The 24,087-nt window shown below is 59.7% G+C and carries 17 protein-coding genes and 2 CRISPR repeat arrays (1 of these 19 only partly in view); of the genes, 15 read left to right on the forward strand and 2 right to left on the reverse strand.

All coding sequences use genetic code 11. The features are described 5' to 3' along the window. Positions 1 to 267 precede the first annotated feature (267 nt). Complete coding sequence (locus tag AC6H1L_RS05560) at positions 268 to 1,248, forward strand: hypothetical protein (RefSeq protein ID WP_497600540.1); 981 nt, start codon at positions 268 to 270, stop codon at positions 1,246 to 1,248. Positions 1,249 to 1,518: 270 nt separating this feature from the next. Further along, positions 1,519 to 2,451 (forward strand): alpha/beta fold hydrolase, encoded by a 933-nt coding sequence (locus AC6H1L_RS05565; protein ID WP_497600541.1) that lies wholly within the window; start codon positions 1,519 to 1,521, stop codon positions 2,449 to 2,451. Between the two features lie 97 nt (positions 2,452 to 2,548). On the opposite strand, the gene AC6H1L_RS05570 is transcribed toward AC6H1L_RS05565, so the two are convergent. After that, on the reverse strand, positions 2,549 to 4,051 hold the full coding sequence (locus tag AC6H1L_RS05570; RefSeq protein ID WP_497600542.1) for an MFS transporter: 1,503 nt from the start codon (positions 4,049 to 4,051) through the stop codon (positions 2,549 to 2,551). 491 nt (positions 4,052 to 4,542) lie between these two features. After that, positions 4,543 to 5,730: a beta propeller repeat protein gene (locus tag AC6H1L_RS05575; RefSeq protein WP_497600543.1), complete on the reverse strand. Its 1,188-nt coding sequence runs from the start codon at positions 5,728 to 5,730 to the stop codon at positions 4,543 to 4,545. Positions 5,731 to 6,302: 572 nt separating this feature from the next. On the opposite strand from AC6H1L_RS05575, the gene AC6H1L_RS05580 reads away from it, so the two are divergent. The 13 genes from AC6H1L_RS05580 (at position 6,303) to cas2 (ending at position 23,283) form a co-directional block, all read left to right on the forward strand. After that, on the forward strand, positions 6,303 to 7,709 hold the full coding sequence (locus AC6H1L_RS05580; RefSeq protein WP_497600544.1) for a flavin monoamine oxidase family protein: 1,407 nt from the start codon (positions 6,303 to 6,305) through the stop codon (positions 7,707 to 7,709). 656 nt (positions 7,710 to 8,365) lie between these two features. Next, positions 8,366 to 8,677 carry a zinc-ribbon domain-containing protein gene (locus tag AC6H1L_RS05585; RefSeq protein WP_497600545.1) on the forward strand — a complete coding sequence of 104 codons (312 nt, stop codon included), beginning with the start codon at positions 8,366 to 8,368 and terminating at the stop codon, positions 8,675 to 8,677. A 276-nt stretch (positions 8,678 to 8,953) separates the two neighbouring features. Then, positions 8,954 to 9,795: direct repeats of the CRISPR family, unit length 37 nt; unit sequence GTTCTAATCCCTGAGCGGGCTTAAGCGGCGTTTTGAC. Between the two features lie 310 nt (positions 9,796 to 10,105). Continuing rightward, entirely contained in the window at positions 10,106 to 11,245 is a 1,140-nt protein-coding gene (locus tag AC6H1L_RS05590) for a helix-turn-helix transcriptional regulator (RefSeq protein ID WP_497600546.1), read from the forward strand. Between the two features lie 503 nt (positions 11,246 to 11,748). Then, positions 11,749 to 11,931 (forward strand): hypothetical protein, encoded by a 183-nt coding sequence (locus tag AC6H1L_RS05595; RefSeq protein WP_497600547.1) that lies wholly within the window; start codon positions 11,749 to 11,751, stop codon positions 11,929 to 11,931. A gap of 179 nt (positions 11,932 to 12,110) precedes the next feature. Beyond that, positions 12,111 to 14,816 carry a hypothetical protein gene (locus AC6H1L_RS05600; RefSeq protein ID WP_497600548.1) on the forward strand — a complete coding sequence of 902 codons (2,706 nt, stop codon included), beginning with the start codon at positions 12,111 to 12,113 and terminating at the stop codon, positions 14,814 to 14,816. 57 nt (positions 14,817 to 14,873) lie between these two features. Beyond that, entirely contained in the window at positions 14,874 to 15,362 is a 489-nt protein-coding gene (locus tag AC6H1L_RS05605; protein ID WP_497600549.1) for a hypothetical protein, read from the forward strand. 57 nt (positions 15,363 to 15,419) lie between these two features. Beyond that, positions 15,420 to 16,433: a type I-D CRISPR-associated protein Cas7/Csc2 gene (gene cas7d / locus AC6H1L_RS05610; protein ID WP_497600550.1), complete on the forward strand. Its 1,014-nt coding sequence runs from the start codon at positions 15,420 to 15,422 to the stop codon at positions 16,431 to 16,433. A 133-nt stretch (positions 16,434 to 16,566) separates the two neighbouring features. After that, the gene (gene cas5d / locus AC6H1L_RS05615) at positions 16,567 to 17,304 is read left to right on the forward strand and encodes a type I-D CRISPR-associated protein Cas5/Csc1 (RefSeq protein WP_497600551.1); all 738 of its coding nucleotides are present in this window, start codon (positions 16,567 to 16,569) and stop codon (positions 17,302 to 17,304) included. Positions 17,305 to 17,341: 37 nt separating this feature from the next. Continuing rightward, positions 17,342 to 19,957: a type I-D CRISPR-associated helicase Cas3' gene (cas3, locus tag AC6H1L_RS05620; protein ID WP_497600552.1), complete on the forward strand. Its 2,616-nt coding sequence runs from the start codon at positions 17,342 to 17,344 to the stop codon at positions 19,955 to 19,957. 137 nt (positions 19,958 to 20,094) lie between these two features. Beyond that, on the forward strand, positions 20,095 to 21,018 hold the full coding sequence (gene cas6, locus AC6H1L_RS05625; protein ID WP_497600553.1) for a CRISPR-associated endoribonuclease Cas6: 924 nt from the start codon (positions 20,095 to 20,097) through the stop codon (positions 21,016 to 21,018). 155 nt (positions 21,019 to 21,173) lie between these two features. Beyond that, positions 21,174 to 21,845 (forward strand): CRISPR-associated protein Cas4, encoded by a 672-nt coding sequence (cas4, locus tag AC6H1L_RS05630; protein WP_497600554.1) that lies wholly within the window; start codon positions 21,174 to 21,176, stop codon positions 21,843 to 21,845. A gap of 45 nt (positions 21,846 to 21,890) precedes the next feature. Next, on the forward strand, positions 21,891 to 22,988 hold the full coding sequence (gene cas1d / locus AC6H1L_RS05635; RefSeq protein WP_497600555.1) for a type I-D CRISPR-associated endonuclease Cas1d: 1,098 nt from the start codon (positions 21,891 to 21,893) through the stop codon (positions 22,986 to 22,988). Positions 22,989 to 22,992: 4 nt separating this feature from the next. After that, positions 22,993 to 23,283, forward strand: coding sequence for a CRISPR-associated endonuclease Cas2 (gene cas2 / locus AC6H1L_RS05640; RefSeq protein ID WP_497600556.1), 291 nt, complete (start codon positions 22,993 to 22,995; stop codon positions 23,281 to 23,283). Between the two features lie 93 nt (positions 23,284 to 23,376). Then, positions 23,377 to 24,087: a CRISPR direct-repeat array (repeat unit 37 nt; unit sequence GTTCTAATCCCTCAACGGGCTTGAGCAGTGTTCTGAC); it runs 1,915 nt beyond the window's last position.

The raw sequence follows: 24,087 nt of genomic DNA on the forward strand, positions 1-24,087 counted from the left end.
TTTAGCGCCTCCTTCCTTCTTCTCTTCTCTTCTTTTCTGCTCTTGGCATGCCACGGGAGTGAGGAGCGTCCGCGCTGCCAGCCCTGGATCGGACCAGCAAAGTCAGAAAGAAGCCAGAAACTGCGCAGGCAGCAGGCTTGAAGATTATAAGGAGAGCGAAAGTTATGGGCTGAGCAAGCAGGTTTGGGATGAAAGACCAGGTCCTTGCCCTGATCTGAATAAGCCAAACTCGCAAGCCTGAAGCGAATCGGGAGGAAACCAACCCTTATGGTGAAACCACCCTTATCCGTAGCAGATCTAGCCGAGGCTGAGACTTCAGCCCCGCGGCCAGTTGCACCCTGGTGGAAACAAGCCGTGCTCTATGTCCTGGCTGGGCTGCGCATTTGCCGGCGCGACATTGCCGGGATCATTACGCTGGTCGGATTTTTCTCGCTGCCATCGCTGGCGGCAGTCGTGGTCGGCAGTTATCCCGGTACGCTCGCCTACTGGGTCGGCACGGCTTTGCCTTGGATCACTATCACTCTGGGTAATATTTCGATGGTCTTGGCGATCGAGGCCCTGGACGCCGGCCAGCCGATTATTCCCGCCCAGATTCTCCCCGCCGCCATCCGTTGGTTTCCACGCTATATCGTGACCAATGGCATCACTACCCTCCTGTTCTGGGGCATCTTTACGCCCCTGCAGTGGCTGATCAGCCAGGAGACCACCCGCCTCAATTGGCCTCCCTATGTTCCCTTATTACTCTTGATTATACCCATGCTTATTTGGCATGTTCATCTTGTCTTTGCAACCTATGCCGCCATCGTTGATAATCATCCTGGCCTGCGCTCGGTGATCATCAGCATCAATGTGGCGCGGCGGCGCTGGCTGATGGTAGCCACCGCCTTCGTAGGCTCAGTGCTGGTTGAGGCGCCGGTGGCCTGCCCGCTCTACCTGCTCATTCTGCATGTAACCAATTCAGTTGTAGCTACAGGCTTCACCTGGATGCTCATCATGTTTATGCGCCCCCTCTTCATCGCCACACTGCACGAGATCTATGAAGATTATCGCCCTTTGCCGCCTCCCCACCTGCGGCTACCGCTGCCATTAACGCGCTTCCTCGCGCATCAGAACATTCTCAAGTTCAGGCCCAGGAGTCGCGGAGCCGGCAAGGAGGCCAGACAGGCTCTCGTGCCGGCGAGCGAGCGTGTCCACGGACGCCTCATTCAACTGACAACACTGGTCAGTCGCTACGGGCGTCGGCTATAATACACAGGGTGGCGCCGCCGTGTCTGAGGTGGGCGTCACCATTCTCTCTGCTCTCTCTCCTTGATCAATTAGAGGCGGCGGTCCAGGCGTACGGGCTGGCGCGTTGAGCGAGAGGCTGGCTGGCGGTCTACCGAGAGCCAGGGTAGTTTCATGTCACCCTATTCTCTGCTGCGCCGCATCAGCCTGGCGGTGCCTGCGTCTGCAACCTGGTCCCAGAGCTGCCCAAGCCAGGGCAGCCTTAACCTTTTCCTTTCACGCGCCGGAAGGAGCATGGCCAAAAAAGAAGAGCAAGAAGCCCTATTAACGACGCGAGATGGCATGACCCTCGCGGTCCATAGCTGGAAGACGGAGCAACCCAGCTGTCTTCTTCTCTGCATTCAGGGTCTGGGAGGACATGGCGGCTATTATGATGTCCTGGCCGAAGCGCCCGAGCTAGCCTCCGTCCAGGTGATCGCGCCTGACCTGCGGGGACATGGACGCTCGCAGGGTCGGCGGGGAGACATCGCCAGCTTCCGTCTTTACCTGGAGGATGTCGACAGTACGGTCGCCTGGGTCCGTGGCCGCTGGCCCACTCTACCGCTGATCCTGCTGGGCGAGAGCATGGGAGCCTCTATCGCCATTCACTATCTCAGCAGCCGGCTGCCTCACGTGCAAGAGGTTAGCGGGCTGATTCTCGTTTCCCCCGTGCTGAGCGCCTCTATCACGCCGCGGCCTGGCGAAGTGTTACGCTATCTCTGGCTGCTGATCTCAGCGCCGACGCGTCCCGCCATGCCGATCACGGGCCGGGAGGAGCTGGGCTGTCGCGACGCGGCCTTTAACGAACGCCTGCGCCACGATCCGCTCTTTGTGCGCCTGGTCAGCGTGCGCTTCCTCAACCTGCTTAGCCTCTGGCTAGCCAGTGCACGGCGGCAGGCGCCTGCCATTCGTCTTCCTTTGCTGCTGCTGCGCGGCAGTTGTGACTACATCGCCCGTGAGCGTGGCACGCGCACTTTTCTGCGCCGGCTGGGCAGTCGTGATGTGGAAGTGGTCACCTTCGCTGGCGCCTATCACTCTCTCCTGCATGATCCAGCCACCCCCGCGCTCCTGGAGGCCATACAAAGCTGGCTACAACGCCACCTTGGCGGCCCACCAGGCGCAGCAACAGAGGCAGGTAGCCGACCCGGCCTGGAAGCCGGTTTCACCTCAGAACGTCCGCCGGCCTGAGAGTTGCCGCCTGTTCATCCCTCACACGCGACCTCAAACGGCTGATTGGGCCACTGGAGACCGAGCGCTAGCCGGCGCTGGTCAGCAAGCAGGGCCATCAGGAGACCGGCAAGCGCTCGCGGGTCTCGGTCTGTCGCCGTCCGCGCCTGCCAGCGAAGCGATCGCGTTCACCGCGGGTCAGAGCGCGGACCAGGGTCAACAGGGCGGCGAGCAAGCATGACCCGGCCAGCAAGTAGGTCACAGGGACGATGCCCAGCCAGTCAGTTAAGGCTCCCATAAAGAGCATGACCGGGATGGCGCCGCCGTTAAAGAGCACCTGAAAGAGGGCCAGAACGCGCCCACGCATCTCATCGGGAGAGCGTTGCTGCATCAGTGTCTGAGCCGGCACCACCACCAGATCAAGGCCAAAGCCAACCAAAGCCGTCAGCACGGCCAGAACCAGGAGAAAGAGGGGATGGGTGGCCCAATGAGGGGCGAGGAGCATGCGCGCCAGCCACTGCAAAGGAGGGATCAGGGCGATGCCCAGGCCTGTCCCCACCATGCCAGCAAGCATGGTCCGTAGCGAGCCAAGGCGAGTCACCACCGCCGGCACCAGCAGGGAGCCGGCGACAAGGCCGAGGCCTGCCGGCGCAAAAATCACCGTCGTATTGCTGGCGGGCAGCCCCAGCAGGCGCTGCACAAAGGTGGTCGCCAGCTCCGCGATGGTGAGCATCACGAGTCCCCCAAAGCACGACTGAAAGAGCGCATCTAACAAAACGCCATCGTTGCGCACCAGCCGCCAGCCGTCCTGCAGATCCTGGCGCAGCCGCTGCCAGCCCGAGAGCAAAGCCCCGGCTTCCTCCGAGAGCCTCTCATAAGGCCGTGTGCTCTCGCCCGCCGCAGCAGCGGGCAGCACGGCGGGCGAAGGAGAAGAAGAGATAGCCTTGCTTTTGTCTTGAGATCCAGGGCGGTTTTGGCGCGGTAAAGTGGCCGTTAAAGCGGTGGCCAGTAGATAGAGAGCAGAGATGAGCAAGAAGAGCGTTTCAACAGGCATCAATTGAATGGGCCGACTGCCAAAGAGAGAAAGGGAGAGAGGAGGCAGCAGATTGAGCATCAGTGGACCGAGGATCAGCAGGCCAACGGCCTGGCTCATATTGAGCGTCAGATTGTAGAGTGAGAGAGCGGGGAGCAACTCCTCTTCTCCTACCAGACTGGGAATAATTGCCCCCTCGGCGGGCGAGAAGAAGAGGCCCACCAGCGAAAAGAAGAAGGCCAGGATATAGATAAAAATGTATTGATGAGGACTGAGCAGGAGAGCAAGCACGAAGAGGAGCGTAGCTAAGGCGCGCACGACATTGCTGACCCAGAGCACGGTGCGACGATCGAGGCGATCGACGAGGGCGCCGGCAGGGGCGCCGAAGAGAACGAGTGGCAGACTGAGCGCGATAATCACCAGTCCGACCATGACCGCCGAATGTGTCTCATTGGTGATGAGCACGATCATCGCATAGCTTGCTGTAAATTGAACGCTCAGATAGATCACCTGGGCCAGCCACAAGCGTAACAGAGCGGGATGGCGCAGTACGCGGAGGACGGCCAGGCCCTCGCCTAATTTCTTCATGCAAACCCCCTCGATCCCGACCAGAAGTCGTCAGGTTTCCCCGGCGGCTGCCATCCTCTCAGCCAGCACAGCCAGCCCGCCAGTTGCTCAACCGGCCAACCAGCGAGGGGAACCCCATGCCTGGATCGGATCAAGCTACAACGCCAGCCATCTTCCCCCAAGAAGAGGTCAGGCAGGCTCGATTTCACTTCACTACCAAAACGGATGAAGCCTAAGACCGGTAGCAACCCGTCCATTGCCAGCCCGGCGCTCTATGGCCAGCGGTGCCTTGCTCTGGCAACGGCAGAACTGCCAATAGTCTAGCGCGATCTCTCTCAAAAAGCAATGAGAGGGAAAATAGCATGAACGGATCGAACAAAAGATAGAGCAGGAAAAGAAGTGAGGGTCAGGGAGATCAATCCCTGACCCCAGGGAGTAGATAGGGGAGAAGCTGCCGGGGTAGCTTGCGCCCCTGCGTGCGAGCAAACTGCGGCTGGAGGCGCCGCGGGTTGCTAGCCACAGTTTGTCAGCACTGTGCCGTGGAGACCAACGGCCCAGACCTGCTTTGTATTGGGGACGCTGGCGGCGCCAAGGAGCATATGCTGACGGCCATCGGCGGCATTGGGGGCCTGGATCAGGTTCCAATGAGCGCCATCCCAGTTTTCGAGCAGGGAACTGAAGTGGCTGCCGCTAAAGGCGCCACCGACAGCCCAGACATTGCTTGGCGAGACCGCCGCCACTCCGGTCAGATAGCTGGCGAAGGCATTGGGGGCGTCGGAGCTAGGAACGATGCTCCACTGCGAGCCGTTCCAGTGCTCGACCAGCGTCTTCACATGCAGGCCATTCAGAAGCGTTCCCTGGAATGCAGAGCCGACAACCCAGACGTTGTCGGGCGCGAGGGCGGCAACGCCGCTGAACATGGCCATCTGAGTAGAGGGACCCTGGCCACTGACAGCCTTCCAGCTCTTGCCATCCCAGTGGACAACGACGCCAGAGCCCATCGAGCTCATGTTCAGGTTGACCCCGTAGCCCTGGAAGTTGTAGCTGACCTTGAGACTGGTCCCGACCGCCCAGATATCATGTGCACTGCTGGCAGCAATGGCGAGCAAGGCATCGCCCTGGCCGACTAGATTGGCCTGTAGGGCAATGCTCCAGCTTTTGCCGTCCCAGTGCTCGATCAGGGCCTGGCTGTTCGAGGTGCCAACAGCCCAGACATCGTTATGGGCCAGCGCCACAACGCCATTGAGCTGGCCACTGCCGACAGCGTCACTGACAATGCTCCAGCTCTTCCCATCCCAATGCTCGACCAGGGTATGATTCGGCGTATTCGTGGTGCTGCCCACGGCCCAAATATCGTCGGGTGCGCTGCCTGAGATGCTCTTGAGCAGCGCCGGTTCGCTTGGGGCCGGGCTGGGGACAACGCTCCAGCTCTTGCCGTTCCAGTGCTCGATCAGAGGAACTGACCCCTGACTGCCGACGATCCAGGCGTTGTCGGGACCGAAGGCGGTGACCCCTAGTAAGGCCCCATCGGCGGCTTCAGGCACGCGCCGCCAGGCACCGCAGGTAAGGGCGGGCACATGTGAGGCCGCCGCTACCGTTGAGGTCAGGCGGGCGGTGCCGTTGCTCGCCCGCGAGATCAGGAGCGTGATCAGGGCGATCAGCGTGCCGGCCAGCAAGATCGCTCCAGAACGTTTGAGCATTCCACCCAACATACTACTCTACACCATCCCTTTCCACGTCTTCCCTGACAGCCAAAACCAGCAGCTTCCTACTACTGGCAAGGCTGCTTTCCCTGTCTTCCCACCTGGGTCGTCGCCTGGCGTCCTCGGTCGCCAGCTCTTCGCTCCTCCTCCCGGGCCTTGCTCGCGAGGTCACGCTTGCTGCGACGCGCCGCGACCCGCGGCTCAGGTGGTCAGGGGGACAGCCTTCAGCTTCGATCTCCATCCTCGCTCGAAGAGGCGGTCAGTAGAGCAGGCGGCAAGTTCCTCTCTACTAAGCCGTCTTCTTCATGATACAGTGTAGCAAAGATGATAAAGAGGTCTTTCTGATATAAGACTATCATAGCAAAAAAGTTATAGCTTTTGGTGTATATAACTATATGAGTATACTGATCACGGGAGAGAGCGCCTGTAGTCCGGGGCGGTGGCGGGTTGTGGCAGGCCTGGCCTGCAGTTCTCGCGCCTCCCCGTGAGCCGCATGTGATACAGTAATAGAACAACGGTATACACGCCTCTGCGCATTACCACTAGAAGTCTGCTCTTGGAGCAACATCATGCCACGTATTGCCATTGTTGGTGCCGGCATTGCCGGTTTAGTTGCAGCCCTGACCTTGCAAGATGCAGGCCTGACCTGCTCGCTCTACGAGGCTTCCGACCGTATTGGTGGACGCATTCGCTCTGATACGTCCACCTGGCGATCTGGGGCGGTCAGTGAGGGTTGCGGTGAATTCATTGATGCTGATCACGAGATGATGCATAGCCTGATCCGGCGCTTTGGTCTTAGTACCCTTAGTCTGGAGCGGGGGCGGGCACCGCGGATCTTTTACTTTTTCAATCGTTACTATCGTGAGGATGAGCTAATAGAGCCACTGCAGGCTGTTGCTGCTGTGCTGCAAGAGCAGCTACAGGAGATTGGCCCGGTGACTACCTACCAGCAGCACACAGATGCTGGTTGGCGCTTCGACCATTTGAGCGCCTATGAGTGGATCGAGCGCTTTGTGGAGGGCGGCCATCGCTCGCCGGTGGGCCGTTTGCTGGATATCATGTGCAGCGGCTACTATGGCTTAGATACCAGCGAGCAGAGTTCCCTCAATTTGATTTACATGTTTGCGCCACGTGATCTGGCTCGGGGTTCTACCTCTGGCGCGCCGCAGCGCGAGAGTTGCCGGATTCGCGGAGGGAACGAGCAGCTACCGCGGGCCATTGCGCGCAGTCTGCCGGAGGGGAGTATTCATCTGCGCCACCGTCTGGTTGCCATTGAACGTTGTGGCAGACACGAGGTCGCGCTCAGGTTCGTTACCCCTGGTGGTCCGCTGGAAGTGCGCTGCGAGCATGTCATTCTCACGCTGCCTTTCACGATACTGCGGCAGGTTGATTATCGGCGCGCTGATTTCAGCCCGCTGAAGCAGCGGGCCATTGAGGAGCTGGGCTATGGCACAGTTTCCAAACTCTTCCTGGAGTTTGACCAGCCGTACTGGTATTCGGCTGGTCCCTGGCCCCTGCCGCACAATGGCTTTATTGTGACTGATCTGGATATTCAGACGCTCTGGGATGTCGCCTACGGTCAGGGTGTCTCTGGCGGTCTGCTGCTCTCCTATACCAGTGGAAGCAGGGGAGCAGCTTTTGGCGCGCCGACCTCCTATGGCACAGCAGCTGAGTCAGAGGTTGTGAGGCGGGCGGCAGCTTCTTGTCTCCAGCAGCTAGAAGGGATTTTTCCAGGGATCAGCGCCCATTATACAGGTCAGGCAGCGCTCAGTTACTCGACAGGAGATCCGCATCTGCTTGGCAGCTATTCTTGTTGGCGTACTGGACAATACACACTTTTTGGAGGGTATGAGGGAGCACGTGAAGGGCCGATCCATTTTGCAGGCGAACACTGCTCAGTCGCTTTCCAGGGAGACATGGAAGGGGCTGCCCGTGAGGGAGTGCGCGCAGCCCAGGAGATCATCGAGGATTACTGAGCAGCAGGATCGACAGGCCCCATCAGTCCACCACAGGAAAGCAGGCCTTCTGTGCGCAACGAGCGGCTAGCATGTAGCCCGCAGAAGGCCTGCCCTTTGCTACTTTAGCGCGATTTGATCCTTTCTCTGGAGTCACTCCCAACCTGCTCCTCAGCTTGTCCACCGATCATTTCCAGATTTCTCTCTCTGGTAAAGAAAATTTGGCTTGTAGGGACTGCTTCCTCTGTGGCCGCCTTTACATGAGAGCAGGGCGATCTTCAGCGCTGACGCAGAGCCAGTTCTCCCGGGGCAGGAGCCGGCAGGTATGCCAGCTACGAGCGATGCTGGTACGCCCAGTACCATCCAGAGGATCAGGAGATATCACATGGATTTAACAGAGAAAGAGGCGTTTTTGTGCTGAAACACTGCACAACCTTCTGACTGTTCGCGAGGGAATTAGTCAGAGGACAACCAATATAGCAGGGCTGTCTTTCGCCGGGCAAAGCTCTGGAAAGCCAGTTTCTATCTACTTGATATGGTAATTTCCCGCGAGGGCTGCGTTTCATTATTATAACTGCATTTTGAGGTTGGCGCTGCTCGGGTTGACTTGCAGTAGAGGTGATTGCGCATTTCAGCCCTCGTCGAGGAGTCTTATCGCTTGCTGGGAGGTTTCAAGTATGTATGTGATCGTCTATGGCTATCGTACCAAGCAGTGGCTAATGGGACGAATCCCTGCGCTGTGTCAGCGCTGCCAGCGCATGACCCAGCAGCAAGTGGTACGTTCGCAGCGTAAGTTTACGCTCTTCTGGATTCCTCTCTTTCCTATTGGCACCAAAACTTTTCTGGTCTGTACTCTCTGCGGCAATCAGGTGCGCATCGAGAATAAGCAGGCCGATGCCTGGTTTAATCGCCCGGCAGGGCCGCCTCCTCCCGAGCCGGGGCAGCCTACATTTTCGGAGACACCAGGTACTCCCCCATCCGGCGTTTGAGCTTGGAGCGATGGCCTCGACGGGAAGGCGCCTGAAAGCTTGTTTGCGGAACAATAGGGGAGGGCGGGGAGAAGTTCCCCATATCCTGGCCACAGGCGAGCTGGAGGAGAGTAGCCTGGCGCGATCCAAAACGCGCATTGGAGTCTCTATCGTGTTCTCACGTTGAGGCTTGCCCGGCGGCGGGCAAGCCTCTTTTGTTGTTCTCTCCGTTCTGTTCGATTCGTTTCCATCCAGGACGGGCTTCTTTCCTACTTCTGACGGCCCCCCTCTATCTGGCTTCTAATCCCTGAGCGGGCTTAAGCGGCGTTTTGACCTTGACAATTGAATAAAGGAGGGATGATCATGATCCGTTCTAATCCCTGAGCGGGCTTAAGCGGCGTTTTGACTATACCACGGAATCCTATATCTGTCAACCTCTTTCGTTCTAATCCCTGAGCGGGCTTAAGCGGCGTTTTGACCCGGCAAGTCGATCTTCGCGCGCTGGCTAGCTGATCGCGTTCTAATCCCTGAGCGGGCTTAAGCGGCGTTTTGACTTGAGAATGATCTCCCGCTGCCCATTTTTGGGAAGAGTTCTAATCCCTGAGCGGGCTTAAGCGGCGTTTTGACGCGGCTAGTGCGGTGTGGGCCATCGTGGACGAGTCGTGTTCTAATCCCTGAGCGGGCTTAAGCGGCGTTTTGACCGTAGCATTGCTCGGTGGTGGAGGTGCCCAGAGATACTGGTTCTAATCCCTGAGCGGGCTTAAGCGGCGTTTTGACTCCAGCGGGGTTCATTTGCAGGGAATGCGTCCAGCCAGGTTCTAATCCCTGAGCGGGCTTAAGCGGCGTTTTGACTAGCCTGCTCTTGGGGAGTATGGCGATAGCCATTTGTTCTAATCCCTGAGCGGGCTTAAGCGGCGTTTTGACTAGCCTGCTCTTGGGGAGTATGGCGATAGCCATTTGTTCTAATCCCTGAGCGGGCTTAAGCGGCGTTTTGACGCTCCTGTTGCATTGTACCCTCCCAAACTTGGATTGTTCTAATCCCTGAGCGGGCTTAAGCGGCGTTTTGACGCAACCCGGGCAGGCGGGATTATCCACTAAGGATGTTCTAATCCCTGAGCGGGCTTAAGCGGCGTTTTGACGGTACCCTCTCTATGGTAGCATCTGGAGCGGCGTCCGTCAAGGGTTTTCGATGATCCCAAAAAAGCGGTCAGTAGTGACCGCTCTTATGCAGCAATGATGCCAGCCATTGTGGCCCTCAGACGGCCTGGGAAGCCCTTCGAGGATCGCTGCACGGGAGAGCGGGAGCCGAGATCCTCGAAGGGAACGGCAGAAGCGGCAGAAGCGGCATGGTGCCTGAGTCAGAGCCGCCGAGGGAGGACCTTGACAGCCAGCGCTCAGGCACCTATGGTGAAAGGGATCTTTGTCGCCTTGATGGAGGGAAAGGAGTGCATGGTCCATTCCCAACACGAGCATGGTCCTTCTTCATCAGAGGAAAGGCTTGCCACCCTGCGGTTTGAGCGGCTGCTCCGGCTGCTAGCGCTGCTGCGTCGAGGGCCATGTACCCGCGAGGAGATTTTCAGCAGTCTGAGTTTGCACTACGGCCTTGATCGGGAGGAAGCAGCAGACGAGGCGCACCTGCGTCGGGCCCACCGGATGCTTGAGCGGGATCTGGAGCTTCTGGAAGCGGTGGGAGTGGAGTTGAAGCGAGAACGACGAGGGAGGGAGCCAGCACGCTATCTTCTGAAGGATGATCAGGGCCTGGCCCCTTCGTGGACGCTGTCAGAGCGGGAAGTCGAATGCCTGGCCCTGCTGGCCGCCATGTTCACGGACCCATCTCGGCAGGCGCCGCCCGACGCGAGGGAGGGGCTGCCGCAGCCACAGCCACGCCATCCCTTTGCTGATGAGGTACGGGCGCTCATCGAGCGGCTGGCCCGGCAACTGCCCGCGCAGCAGCAGCAGCGCTTTGAGCGGTGGGCGCGGACTCCCTATGTCTACTTTAACATGGCGCCAGTGATGGACTATCTGCCGTTTCGGGCATTATTGGAGAAGATAGGGCGAGCGATCGAGCGGCGGCAGCGGATTGGCTTTACCTACCGACCGCTGTCGGGGCAGGAGGTCACCCATCGGCATCTTGAGCCTGCCTATGTGATTCAGATGGAAGGGCATTTTTACCTGATCGCGTATCATCCCGAGCGCGGCCAGTTTCTGGAGTTTCGGATCGACCGCATTCAGGAGGCATCGTTTGCGAGTGAGCCGCAGCTCATGGGAGGGCGGAGGCCACGCCAGGTGGTGACCTTTCGCTTCTGGCTGGACGCGAGGCTAGCCGAGCCTGGTCTCAGCCAGCGGTGGTTGTCGCAGGTGGTTGAGCGAGAGGAGATGCGGGTCAACGAGCGAGGGCAAGCGGAGCGATGGCTCCTCATCCGGGCCACGGCGTACAGCGGCTGGCGGGTGATCCAGCAGTTGCTCCGCTACGGGGAGCGGGCGGAGCTGGTCGAGCCGGCCTCCTTGCGAGAGGAGATGCGCAGCGTGATCAGCAAGATGGGGCAGCGCTATGGTCTTCCCTGGCGGGAGCCAGAGGAGGAGCAGTGACATGCCTTTGCTGCAGAGGAAAACCTCCTGCGGAACAAAGCTTCTCTGTTGACAAGAGGCGATGAGGAAAGAGGCGATGAGGAGGTTATCCTTGTTCTGTCATGACAAAGCCCGTTAAGGGATTAAAACATACTAACAGGAATTCGAGAGCCATCTAATCTAAGCCCGTGAGGGATAGAGGTTGCAGTGTTTGGTGTTATGGCCGACTTTCGAAAGTAGTCTTTGCCTGTTGGATCATGATCTTCCCTTGACAGAAAGATTAAGGCAGTGTTATAAAAAAAGAAGCAAGAGCAACCCAGGCTTTTGAAGGAGACCAGGTAGCCAACCAGCTTCTCCTTCAAGAGCCACAATTGCCCTTGCAAATCTATCACGCTCCTTAAGGGAGGAGCAATTTGCTCTGCCGAGGTTAGACAGAGCTAGTTTCATTATACCACTGACCTTGTCTCATTGTCTACCTTCGCAGGGCGAGCCTCCTTCCTGGAGCCTAGTAAAGAGGTACTATTATGCCTCGAAAGCGGCATCGCTGTAATCAGCGGCGCACAAACAAGACAGTGGATACGAAGGGGAGCCGCCTTTTACCGTGGCTGAAGCTCTTCTATCCACTCTTCTGCGCGGTGACGGAGCGGCTCTTGCTCTCCCTGGGCCACTTCCTACGAGCATGGCTCCAACAACATCTGTGGCCCTAATACTTCCTTTACTTTGGGCCGGCTGATTGATACGACAAATTCTGTCGTATCAATCAGCCGTAATATTACTTGTCACGCTCTTCTCCTAGAGGGAGGGGGAGCGGTCGCCATCCCGACGAGCGATCACGCACTTCCTTAGATAAGGATCTCTCTGTACGAACGGAAGGAGATGATTTTGCATGGCCCCGGCATCTGAGGAGGCCTCGGGCTGGTTTGCCCTGGGCCTGACCTACCGAAGCGAGGACCCGGAGCACGTCTTTCAGCAGTATCTGGAACAGATTGTCGACGGAGGACTGCGGCGCTACCAGGAGATCATCCAGACAGGTGGCAAGCAGGGGGAAAGCCTCTGGCAGCATGTGCTCAATGGAGCAGCGATCATCGAGCGGCTGCGGCCTCTCTTTGGACTGAATGCCCGCGAGTCGCGCTGTCTTCTGCTGGCCATAACGGTCCATGATCTCAACAAGCTGCCTGCCTATGGCGGGGCAGGCGCGAGCCAAGCCGGAGCGCCGCAGCAGTCCGCCGCAGAGAGAAGAGAAAAGGACCGCAGCGGCCAGACGGTCCGCTATGCCAACGCAGCCACGCCCGAGCATCTGGCGAGAGAGCTTGAGGCGCTGCAGGCGGACCAGTTCTTTCCCGAGTGGCGGGAGTATCTGTGGGACATCAAATTTCTGGTCGACAGCCAGCAGGACCAGGCCCTCCAGATCTCGCAGATTTCCCTGCGCTTTGTCCAGCAGTGCCGCCTGCCCCGGGAGCGCCTCGAAGGGCCGCTCAGAGCGCTGTTACGCACTGCGGACGTGTTGGACCTGTCTCGCAGCTCGGACCAGGCCAGCCATCATGAACGCCATATTCACCAGAAGGCGCTTGAGCGCCTGAATGAAGGGCTCCACCTCAGTGGGGCACGGCAGCGGTACCGCTTCATCGGCCACCGCCTGGCCGAACTGCGTGGCCTGCTCTCGAACACCATCCATAACCAGGTCGTCGAGTTGCTGAAGGACCGTTACGGGGAAGAGCACTGTATTCCCCTGCTCTCCCATGCCAAAGGCATCGACTATCTGCTCGACCGGGCCATTCCCTTTGAATGGACGCCGGAGCTGCAGCGCGAGCTGGCCCGGCGGGTGGTCCGCAGGCTGGCCGAGATGCAGCAGGACGGGCTGGCGGAGTTCATCAAGGCACGGCCCTCCGGGATCAGCGTCGACGTGGCAGCGCTGCAGAGTGGGGCCCCCATCGAGCACATCTTTGGCTGTATAACCAACGTGGTGATGCGCAAGCAATATCGGGAGGAGTGGCGTCAGGAGCGTGAAGCAGGAGCGCGTCAGGACCTGGAGACCTTCCTTGCCTCGCCGCAGGCGGCGGCTGATCCGGCGCTTCGGGCGCAGTGTCAGGCGCTGCTGACGGAACAGAGCCTGTTGCCAACCGACCCCGAGGCTCTCAAGCGGGGCGAGCTGCTCATGGCCTACCGGAATTTTCTCGACGCCCACCGGAGCGAGGAGCTGAAGCGCCTGCACGAGGATGCCTGGCAGCGGGTAGCGCGTCTCTTTGGGGTGCCCGAGGAGCGTCAACCGCTCTACGCGCTGATCAATTCCTACCGGCGAGGCTATGTCATGGCCCGTGACGTCGCAGCCACGCCGCTGCGTGAGATGGAAGCCGCTGCCCTTGCCGATCTCGCTCGTTTGGACGCGCAGGCGCAGCAGGCCGATTCGTCACGTCCGGGCCGGGGCAGACGAGGGGGCAGAGCGGCTGCTACGTCCCAGCCGGCCCAGAGCAGCCCCCAGCAGGGATCAGCAGGCGGCAGCGCAGCCGAGGCTGCCATCCTCGATTATCTGGCTCGCCATCTGCGTTTCTGGGATCTGAGCACTGGAGAGCTGCAACAGCCAGTCGACTTCCAGGCCCCCCTGCGCCACTACGCCGATCCGCGCTACGCCGACCGGCAGTGCAGCTACTGTAGCAGCCCCTTGCCCGCCGAGGAGTGGATGGCGCTGCAGGTGCCACCGAGTATTGGCGTGCAGCAATTCTCGAATCGCCTGGAGGGCGGCAGCTCACGCGAACCGAAGCGGAATATCTGCCCCATCTGCCGCTGGCAGTTCCTGCTGGAAAAGCTGGCCTGGCCATCCCATCGCGACAAGCAAGGAAACGAGCAGCAAACCTTCTATCTGCACCTTTTCCCGTACAGTTCCTTTCCTGAGCCGCTGCTGCGTGCCTGGTGGCAGACAGTCGAGAGTTTCATCGGGGAAGACACGGTGGCGATCGACCCGGACACGAGTGACGAGAAGCAGTGGCAACGGCTGGCCGCTGGCCAGGTTCTCCACAGGTTGCGTTGTCGGCAGGACCTGCACCAAGGACTGGTCCTTCCGCGCTATGCGGAGGCGCTCGGCCCGACGCCTGTCCTGCCGTTGATCATCAACCAGCGGGGGTACGGTTGTCAATACCTGGTAGCCTTGGAGAAAGCCCTCCTGCTGGCAGCCTGGTTCGACTGCCGGGTGCTTCTCTCGCGTTTGCCGACGCCGCTGCTCAATCTGGAGCAGGAAGCGATCGAGTCGGAGCCAGTGGCCTTCATGGCGGAAGGGGTGCCCCAGGTGCTCACCTGGCTGCTGCCAGAACAAGTACTGACCCGAGAACGGGTCAGGGCTGTCTGCCGTCGCCTGGCCCTGCTGCACAAACTGGCCCGCTATCTGCAGGTGGCTGCCTCCTCGACCGTTGCCGTCCTCTACGACCTGGTTGCGGCGGCGGCCCATGATCCGCTGGCGCTCTACCACGAGGTCGATCGCCTGATCGAGGAGCAAGCCAGTAAGCAGCACCAGAACCCTTTGACGCTCAGCTACCAGGTTGCCCCGCTGCTGGAGCAGCTGCTTAGCACAGGGCAAGCGGCAGCGCAGAGGATCAGCTAGTCGGTTTGCCTGTCCATGCCCTGTTCACCCACCAAATCAGTCAGAGGAGGATATCCCGTGACAGACACACCTTCCCAGCCAGGCCCCCCCCAGGCCGGGGGGGATCTCCTGGCCCAGGCGCTCAAAGACGTGGCCGTTTATGCGGCCAGGCAGGCCATTCGAGGTCGCTCATTCAAGCGAAATTCCCTGCTCAAGCCCTTAGATATCATTCTGGCCGAGCTGGGGCGCTATCCCAAGGAGCTGGAGTTTGCCCGAGAAAGCAGCAAGGGCCTGATCTTCGATCATCTCCAGCGCATTCGTGGCTGGGTTCGAGAGGCAGCGATCTATGAGTACGTTGACCTGTTCTTTGAGCAAGTCCTCAAGCAGGCGCTTGGTGGCCACGTTGGGAAACTGCTCCAGCGCGAGCGCTCGCTGCGCAGCGCTTACCTGGTCTATCTGCGCCAGGAGTTGGCCCGCGCCTTGTTGGAGAAGAAGCAGGCCGCCTCGGCGGAAGAGGCCCTGGCTCAGCTTGAGGCCGAAGAATCAGAGGAGGAAGCAATGCGCTAAAGCAGCGCGATCAGGGATGAGCATGCCATTCCCAGCAAGAAAGGATGTGTGTTGCGCATGAGTGTCACAACGACTTTCCCCGTCCTCAATCAGTATCGCGAGTATTTGCTCGAGCGCTACGATAACTTTCCGCATGGCCGCTATGTGAGCGTGATCCTGATCCGCAAGACCGAGTCCGAAACGATCTTCCGTACCGAAGGCAGTGGAGAGGGGCTCGTCAAGGAGCTGGTGACGGCGGGCCGCCGAGAGGGCACGCGTGAGCCGATCCAGCGTGTGGTCATCAGCAAGCGAAAACAGACCGCCGTGGAGCGCCGCGTTGGGCGCGAGCTGTTGCGCGAACATGAGCTGCTGGGACAGGTGACCGTGAATCGGGAGCAGCGTCCCTGCGCGCTCAATACGAATGCCCCATGTGGCCAGTGCATTGACTGCATGGTCTATGGCTACGCCGCTGGCGGTGGTGGGGCGCAGAAGAGCCGCGTGATGACGGACGACGCCTACTCCCTGGCCCCTGCCAGCCAGGTCACGGGAAAGCGCACCTTCAACGCCACCTTCGATAACGGGACGATGCGCAACCCGTTCGATGGAAAGCCCTCAACCTCCATCAATGAGGATGAGTACGTTTTGCCCGAGACCCACTTTCTCGATATCGAGACGCTCAAGGATGTCACGCCAGGGGAGTTTCAATACGTGCTGGGCAATATCCTGCGCAGCACCCGCTACGGGGCCATCAGCAGCCGTCAGGGGCGCGTGCGCAATATGATTGTGGCTGTGATCTTCAGTGATACCGAGATCTTTTCGAATCTCGAACTGACCCAGGAGGTCTATGATCTGTTGTTGGAGGCCCAGGGAGGCAGCGAGCTGGATCTTCCTCTCAACGATGCCCTGGTGGAGCGCTGTGTCCAGCAAGCGACCGATACGCTGCTGCGCGACCTGGTCGGGCGCCCGCCGCTGGTGGTGCGCGGCGAAGCGCTGGGCCACCTGCTGGAGGAAACCCTGACGCTCTACCGTGAGCCAGAGCGGCTGAAGGCGCTGTTAGCGGAGGTCACGGCGAGCTACAAGGATCTCCCGTAAGAGGTGTGAGCGAGAGAGCGCCGGAGAAGAGGGGCAGAGGGAGGTCAGCCCTCGCGGGATGGGACAGAGCCAGCCTGTCCCCCCCTGGAGCTGACCGCTGCTGCTGCCCCCGTCCGCCAGGAGGAGGACCCCTATGACGCTTACCATCTATCAGGTTGATCTGACTCTGCTAGAGCATACCTTTTTTGCCAGTCGCGAGGTGGGCCTGCTCTACGAGACCGAGCCGGTGATCGGCAACTATGCCCTGACCTATGCGCTGGGCTGGTGTGCGTCCCCCTACAACTGGGATGGCCCGCCGCGCTATAAAATGGATCTGTTGCCGCTCAACCATCAGGGTCGTTACGTGACGCCGGCGACTTTCCTCCCCGGTCGCTTGCGTTTCGCGTTCAGTCAGTTCAATGCCCAGTCGGACAGCTACTACTTCCGCTTTGACCAAAACGCCATCGCCCTGGAGCGGACTCGTAAGGCACGAGCCATGAACTTTCCCCAGGCGGGCAAGATCCGTCTGCTGGCCGCCGAGAGCCAGGCGCGCTTCTATGTGTTCCTTCCCGAGGAGATGGCCCCTGGGCTGCCGCGCTATATCCGCCTGGGGAAATTTAGCAGCAAGGCCCGTCTTGACTGGCAGCCGCTCCAGTTGCTGACCCGGGAGCCACAGGAGCAAGAGCATGTCGTGGACTTCTTTCTGAATGCCGCCGATCTGCCGGAGGCCATGCTCTCTACCATGCGCAGCTTCACCCTCTACAGTATCCCGCCGGCGCCGCTGGTGCGGCAGGCGCGCCTGCGCGGCCCTTTTTGGGCAGGGCGTTTGCCTGATGGCGAGGTGGTCCACGTGCCCGCTGGGATGCGCTATGGCGTCGAGACCTTGCCTTGAAGGCAGGCAGGAGTAAGTACGAAGGAGACCAGATCCCATGTTGACCATCACGGTGCAGCCGTACTACGAGCGCCGCTGGCTGGGCGAGCAGCCGCTCGCCCCCACCAGCCCAGGCAGGGAGCAGGAAGCGGGCGCTACTGGCACTGTCTTGCCTGAAGAGGAGAGCCGGCTCCTCTATCATCAGTGGCGCATGTACCATGCCACCGCACCGCTTGTGATCAATACGCATGCTACCGGCACGGGCAAGACGCTGGGGGCTCTGCTGCGCTTACTGGCGCGCGTGCGTCAGATCGGCCTTGATCAGGTGACGCCACGCCTGGGGGACACGCTGTTCATCGCCCCCACGAATGAGCTGATCGAGCAGCATGTACGCACCGCCAGCGCGTTCTGTCAGCGCTACGGACTGCCCTACCGGGTGCTGCCCGTGACGCGCGACCACCTGCAGCGGCGCTGGCAGGAGCTGCCCGCAACAGAGCGGTCTCGTCACGGGCAGCTCCTACGTCACCTGCTCAGTGACCCGGCGACGGTCCAGCAGGAGACCATCTCGAGGGCGCAGGCCTCCATCTTTGTGACCAACCCCGACATTTTTTACTATATCCTGACCGCGAGCTACAATCGCTTTGACCGTGGGCCGTTGCTGATGGAGCTGCTGCGAGATTTTAGCCTGGTGATCATCGACGAGGTGCACTACTACAGCCCCCGGCAGCTTGCTGCCTTCCTCTTCTTCTTGAAGCTGTCGGCAGCCGGTGGCTATCTCAGTGGCCCCAACAGCGCCCGGCAGATCTGCCTGTTGACGGCCACGCCTTCGGTTCCCATGCGGGGCTACCTGGAGCGGCTCGGGATTGAGACCGAATGGATCGAGCCAGAGGACCCGGTTCCCGAGGCGTGGGCGGACAAGGTGGAGCTGGTGCGGGCCCTGACGCCCGTTCAGCTGGCGATCTACAGCGCTGAAGAACTGGTCAAGGGCCAGAGCACCCAGCGCCAGACCAGCGAAGCGTTGCTGAGCCTGGTCCAGCTCCTGTGGCCAACGCTGCGCCGGCTGCTGGAGGCCCAACCTGCAGATGGGTTTCCCATCGAGGGGGCAGTGCTCTCCAGCTCACTACGGACTATTAATCTGATCTACCGCGAGCTGCAGGCGCGCTGGCCCGCTGCAGGCGAACGGGTGGGTCGCATTACAGGCCCGCAACGCAGCGAGGCGCGCGAACAGGCACGCGAGCGCCAATTGATCCTGGCCACGCCAACGGTCGACATAGGCTACAACTTTGAGCGCATGCGGCCAGGGCAGCCCGCAGAGAGCGAGCCAGTCGCTTCTGTGCGCAAGCCGCGGCCTTCGCTCGACTTCCTGCTCTTCGAAGCCTGGTCGGGCGACGAACTGCTCCAACGTCTGGGCCGCGTTGGAAGAGTCCTGGCCCTGCCCGACGGCGAGCGTTGCGCCCCTTGCCAGGCCTGGGCCGTGGTGGATCAGGGAACCTATGAGCTGTTCAAGGAGTACCATAGCCACCACGGGACCACGATCGATCGAGAGACGCTGGCGAAGCTGGCAGCCCGGATGCCTGCCCGGCAGGATCTGACGGCCTATGTACGCAGCGGTGTGATCGGGGAATTCTTCCGTACGCTCGGACTCCTGGGCCAGGGGATGGCTGATGAAGATGTGCCTGAGCTTGAGAGCTTTTTGCAAAGCCTGCAGCAGGTGTTTGCAGGAGAAGAGGAGCAGCGCCAGCGCCCGCTGACCTATCGTCAGCTGCGTGCCTGGCTGAGGGAGTATGAAGAACGGGCCCGGCTCTATGGAGGCTTCTCCCATATTCCCGCGGCGGCCTTTGAGCGGTTTGCTGCCCTCCTCGATGGGCAGCAGCCGAAGGCAGATGACCCGCAGATCCCTTATCTCAAGGCGTTTGATGCGCGCTTGCCTGCCATTCTTCAAGCGCGACAGAGGCGGCCCAGAGATAGTCAGGAAGGGGTTCTTTGGCTTAAGCAAGACCTGAGCCGGTACGCTATCGAGCACGCTCGCTGGACCTTTCGCGAGGGGTTCGAGACACCCCAGGTGCTGGTTTTCGACCCACAGCACTTGCTCTCGGACGAGGATGTGACCCCTTATGATCTCTTCCATCTGCTGCGTTCCTATGATGCGGATTTCTATGCTACCGTGCAGGAGTGGCGGCAGGCCTGCTTTCCCAAAGGGGAGCGGCGGAGGGCCACGCTCCCAGAGGAGGAGGTGCTCCTCTTCTGTCGCCTGCATGCCTTACGTGAGCAGTCGCGGCAGGTGGGGTTGTATCTGGAGGTGCCGGAGCAAGCACGCGCGGAGTGGGAAGAAGCATGGGCCTATCGGCCTACTGCCCTCTGGGGTCTCCGCCTGCACCTGCCTAATGATGATAGTGGCCTTCCAGACCACGTACGCTCCTGTCTCCAGGAGCGATTCGTCCCCATCTTTGTGGCCGCCGAGCAGAGTAGGACAGTTGCCTGGCTCATGTCGCTGCGTCAGAAAGCGCGTTTCTTCCCGATGACGCTAGATATCTCGTTCGCTGATCGGACGAGCCGTTACCGGGCGGTGCTGGGTCCGCTGGCCTTACAACTTGCGGCGGAGATCCCTCGCGGGGTTATCGAGCATGATCAACGGCAAGGGCAGCAGGGACGCAGCGAGCCGCTCTTCTTCTAGCGCAGCCGCAAGATGCAGCCGTCTGCGCACGAGGAAAGAACTGTGACCCTCACGCAGTTAGCCGCGGCCAGGCCAGCCAGCATGAGCAGGCCGCGGCTGCGTGCCAGGGAAGGAACATCGGAGAGAGGAGGACGATCATGTCTGAGGGAACAGTAGATGAGCATGGCACGCTGATTTCGATGGTGCTGCGCTTAGAGCCAGCAGAGCCAGGCTGGCTAACCCCCAGTTGTGGCCCGCAGCTTCAGGCGGCTTTTCTCCAGCTCGTGCGCCAGGTCGATCCTGACCTGTCGGCCTGGCTGCACCAGCCCAATCGGCGCCGTCCCTATACCCTCAGTCTGCTGCACGGCTTCCGCCAGCTTCGGGCGAAGGAGCTGCAGCAGGCTACTAGCCAGCTTCAGCCAGTCCCTGTGCAGCCGGGGGAACGCTACTGGCTGCGCCTGACGCTCTTGGATGAGCGGCTGGTGCAGGCCATCCTGCGAGCCTGTCTTCAGCAGGCCCGCCAGCTCAGCCTGATCATCGAGCAGGCGCATCTCCTGGTAACGCGGCTGCTGGCTGCTCCTGATCCAGCGCATGAGGGGCCATCATGGATAGCCGTCACCTCCTTTGAGGAACTGGCGCGAGTACAGGAGGCTCAGGAGCACTATGCCTTTGAATTCGCGAGTCCTACTGCCTTTAGCAAAGGGCAACGCTCCTGGGGAAAGCTGCTGATCCTCTTTCCAGAGCCTGCAGCCGTCTTCGAAAGCCTGGCGCGTTCTTGGGATCTCTTCGCCCCTGCGCCCCTGCGCCTCGCTGCCGCCGGCCTGACCCCGCTGGAGATCGCCGAGTGGTGCGCTGACCACCTGATCGTCTCTCACTACGAGCTTCGTACCCAATACTTGCCATCCAGTCGCTTTGGACAGACTGGCTTTCTGGGGCACGTTACCTACGAGGTCAAAGGACCGTTGACTGCCCCGCAGGCGCGTTGGCTGACTCCCCTGGCCCGTTTCGCGCTCTTCAGCGGCGTGGGCTACAAAACAGCGATGGGCATGGGGCAGACGCGCTGTCGGTTTCCCTCCTTCTAATCCCGGTTGAGCGGCAGTCTGACGGCATCCCCTCTCAGGGAGCATCGGGAGCGGCGTCAACCAAGCATTTCCGATGATCCCATAACAGCGGTCAGCAGCCAGCCCAGCATCGGCCAGCGATGCTGGGGCCATCAAGAGACATACAAGAGAGGAAGATGCAATCAACTCCTAACCCAGCATCTTTTGAGCAGGCAGAGCAGTTGATCATCCCCTTTTCTGCACTGAATGCCTTGGAGTATTGCCCAAGACGCTTCTATTACGAGCATGTTCAGGCGGAAATGCTGATCAATGCCGTTGTGCTGGAGGGCCAGCTCCTCCATCAGCGGGTTGATCAGTCCGCGGTTCTCACGGAGAAAGGGGTGGAGCGCATTCACCGCCTCTATCTCTATAGCGAGCGTCTGCGTGTGGCCGGGTATCTAGACCTGCTTGAAGAGGAGGCGGGGAAACTTGTACCCGTTGAATACAAGCGGGGAAGGGAAGGGCGTTGGCTCAATGATCATATCCAGCTCTGCGCGCAAGCCCTTTGCCTGGAGGACTATCTTCCACACCTGGCACCGCTCTCGCATGGCTACATCTTTTACTTCGGTTCTCGACGACGTCAGCAAGTCCTGTTTGGTCCCGAGCTCCGCCAGAAAACCCTGGAAAGCATCCAGCTCGCTCTGACACTTGCCAGAGCGCCGCTCCCACCGGCTCCGCTTCAGGGCAAAACCGCAAGGCGTTGCCGCGACTGCAGCCTGTTGCCGCTTTGCTTACCCGCGGAGGTCCGTGCTCTCCAGGAGCAGCACGAGCGGAGCAATTGGACGGAGTCAGTACTTGAAGGCTTCTGAACAGGCCCGACGCTTTGATCAATGAGATCTATCAAGGAGTGGAAAGTGTCTACGCTCTATCTTATGGAAGCGCATAGCCTGGTAAAACGGGACACAGAAGATTGTCTATTGATCCATATTCCCGAGCAACGTCTGGTGAATGGAGAGAAGAAAACGGCTTTGATCAAAAAGCGTATTCCCCTCATCAAGGTGGAAGAGGTTGTTGTGATGGGAGACGTCACGCTGACAGCGGCTGCTCTGGATCTCTTGCTTGAGCGCAAGATTCCTGTGCACTTCCTCCGTGAGCACGGGAGTTTTCAGGGATCACTGATCCCGGAGACCACAAAAAATGCGCTCTTACGGATCGCTCAACACCAGGCTCATCACGATCCGCAGCGACGGCTCTTGTTGGCTTCACGCTTTGTCATCGGAAAACTCTCGAATCAGCGGCGTCTCCTGCAGCGACTCTTGCAACGGCGCTCTCCCAATCAGTCCCATGCCGTCCTAGATGATCTTGCAACGATTATCGAGTCGCTTCGTGAGCTGCCTGCCGTGGCCCCTGCTTCACTGCCCCGTCTTAGCACCGGCGATCACGGGATCAGGGACACCCCTCTGGAAACCGTGTTAGGTCTAGAGGGACGTGGCAGTGCCTTCTACTACGCGGCTTTCTCCCAGATGCTGCTGGAGCCTGACACCTGGTGCTTCCCAGGTCGCACCAAGCGCCCTCCAACCGATCCAGTGAATGCCCTGCTGAGTTATGGATATACCATCCTGGCGAACCGCGTCACGGGGGCGGTCCAGCTTGTTGGCTTCGATCCCTATATCGGCTATCTCCACAGTAGTGGCTATGGCCGTCCGGCGTTAGCGCTCGATCTCATGGAGGAGTTTCGCCCGCTCATCGTCGACTCCGTCGTAGTGAAATTGCTGAACAAGCACATGGTGAGTCGGGACGATTTCGAGGAGCTGCTTGGCACCTACCGTCTCAGGAAAGAACCGAAAAAGCGCTTTCTGACTGCCCTCGAAGAGCGCTTCCATGAGGAAATCACGCATCCCTTGTTTGGGTATCGCGTGAATTACATGCGTTGCATCGAGCTGCAGGCTCGTCTGTTGGCGAAGTATCTGACCGGGGAGATCGCGCACTATCAACCGTTCCTGGTGAGGTAACCACATGGGACTTCACGATACCTGCTGCTATGTCATTGCCTATGACATTCCTGATGATCGGCGCCGCGCCCGTGTACACAAGCTTCTCTGTGGGTTTGGCAAGTGGACCCAATATTCGGTATTCGAGTGCTTTTTGACCAAAAAGGAGCTTGTGCTTCTCCGTGCGCGTCTGGCGGCTCATCTGAATGAGCGCGAGGACAGTGTTCGCATCTACCCACTCTGCCAGGCGTGCGTAAAGCATGTGCTCACTGTCGGAGGCGAGCCGCCGCGGGAGGAGCGCCTCTACTTCTCCTAGGGGATGGTTTCTGTTCTAATCCCTGATCGGGCTAAAGCGGCGTTTTAACTCCGACCCGTCCCCTGGCCCGGGGGACGGGCTTTTTTTCTTTCTTTTCTAATCCCTCAACGGGCTTGAGCAGCGTTCTGACGCAGCTTCGCCAGGTAGCGCGCCCGGGTAGCGCGCGTTCTAATCCCTCAACGGGCTTGAGCAGTGTTCTGACCCAGATACAATCCATATCCAGAGGTATTTAGAATCTTTGGTTCTAATCCCTCAACGGGCTTGAGCAGTGTTCTGACCCAGATACAATCCATATCCAGAGGTATTTAGAATCTTTGGTTCTAATCCCTCAACGGGCTTGAGCAGTGTTCTGACTCAACAAGCAACTCGCCATATACTGCAGTCATTGCGAAGGTTCTAATCCCTCAACGGGCTTGAGTAGTGTTCTGACTCAACAAGCAACTCGCCATATACTGCAGTCATTGCGAAGGTTCTAATCCCTCAACGGGCTTGAGCAGTGTTCTGACAGCAGCGTGCCAGCCCGCACGATCGCAGCACGCTGGTTCTAATCCCTCAACGGGCTTGAGCAGTGTTCTGACCTGAGATGGATCGCCCGTCCAACATCGTCCCCATTCATGTTCTAATCCCTCAACGGGCTTGAGCAGTGTTCTGACGGACATTACCATCCGAGCGAGGTCGTGCAGCTCGCGTTCTAATCCCTCAACGGGCTTGAGCAGTGTTCTGACTAGCCTTGCTCATGATCCCCCTGCTCATATCGCAAGAGTTCTAATCCCTCAACGGGCTTGAGCAGTGTTCTGACTTTGC

It is taken from the genome of Thermogemmatispora argillosa (assembly GCF_059696725.1).

What these genes read in the sequence shown, in the direction of transcription:
- AC6H1L_RS05595 (WP_497600547.1), top strand. Translation starts at nt 11,749, where the DNA reads ATGCCTCGAAAGCGGCATCGCTGTAATCAGCGGCGCACAAACAAGACA.
- AC6H1L_RS05565 (WP_497600541.1), top strand. Translation starts at nt 1,519, where the DNA reads ATGGCCAAAAAAGAAGAGCAAGAAGCCCTATTAACGACGCGAGATGGC.
- cas6 (WP_497600553.1), top strand. Translation starts at nt 20,095, where the DNA reads ATGTCTGAGGGAACAGTAGATGAGCATGGCACGCTGATTTCGATGGTG.
- cas5d (WP_497600551.1), top strand. Translation starts at nt 16,567, where the DNA reads ATGACGCTTACCATCTATCAGGTTGATCTGACTCTGCTAGAGCATACC.
- cas2 (WP_497600556.1), top strand. Translation starts at nt 22,993, where the DNA reads ATGGGACTTCACGATACCTGCTGCTATGTCATTGCCTATGACATTCCT.
- AC6H1L_RS05570 (WP_497600542.1), bottom strand. Translation starts at nt 4,051, where the DNA reads ATGAAGAAATTAGGCGAGGGCCTGGCCGTCCTCCGCGTACTGCGCCAT.
- AC6H1L_RS05575 (WP_497600543.1), bottom strand. Translation starts at nt 5,730, where the DNA reads ATGCTCAAACGTTCTGGAGCGATCTTGCTGGCCGGCACGCTGATCGCC.
- AC6H1L_RS05600 (WP_497600548.1), top strand. Translation starts at nt 12,111, where the DNA reads ATGGCCCCGGCATCTGAGGAGGCCTCGGGCTGGTTTGCCCTGGGCCTG.
- AC6H1L_RS05590 (WP_497600546.1), top strand. Translation starts at nt 10,106, where the DNA reads ATGGTCCATTCCCAACACGAGCATGGTCCTTCTTCATCAGAGGAAAGG.
- AC6H1L_RS05560 (WP_497600540.1), top strand. Translation starts at nt 268, where the DNA reads ATGGTGAAACCACCCTTATCCGTAGCAGATCTAGCCGAGGCTGAGACT.
- cas3 (WP_497600552.1), top strand. Translation starts at nt 17,342, where the DNA reads ATGTTGACCATCACGGTGCAGCCGTACTACGAGCGCCGCTGGCTGGGC.
- AC6H1L_RS05585 (WP_497600545.1), top strand. Translation starts at nt 8,366, where the DNA reads ATGTATGTGATCGTCTATGGCTATCGTACCAAGCAGTGGCTAATGGGA.
- AC6H1L_RS05580 (WP_497600544.1), top strand. Translation starts at nt 6,303, where the DNA reads ATGCCACGTATTGCCATTGTTGGTGCCGGCATTGCCGGTTTAGTTGCA.
- cas7d (WP_497600550.1), top strand. Translation starts at nt 15,420, where the DNA reads ATGAGTGTCACAACGACTTTCCCCGTCCTCAATCAGTATCGCGAGTAT.
- cas4 (WP_497600554.1), top strand. Translation starts at nt 21,174, where the DNA reads ATGCAATCAACTCCTAACCCAGCATCTTTTGAGCAGGCAGAGCAGTTG.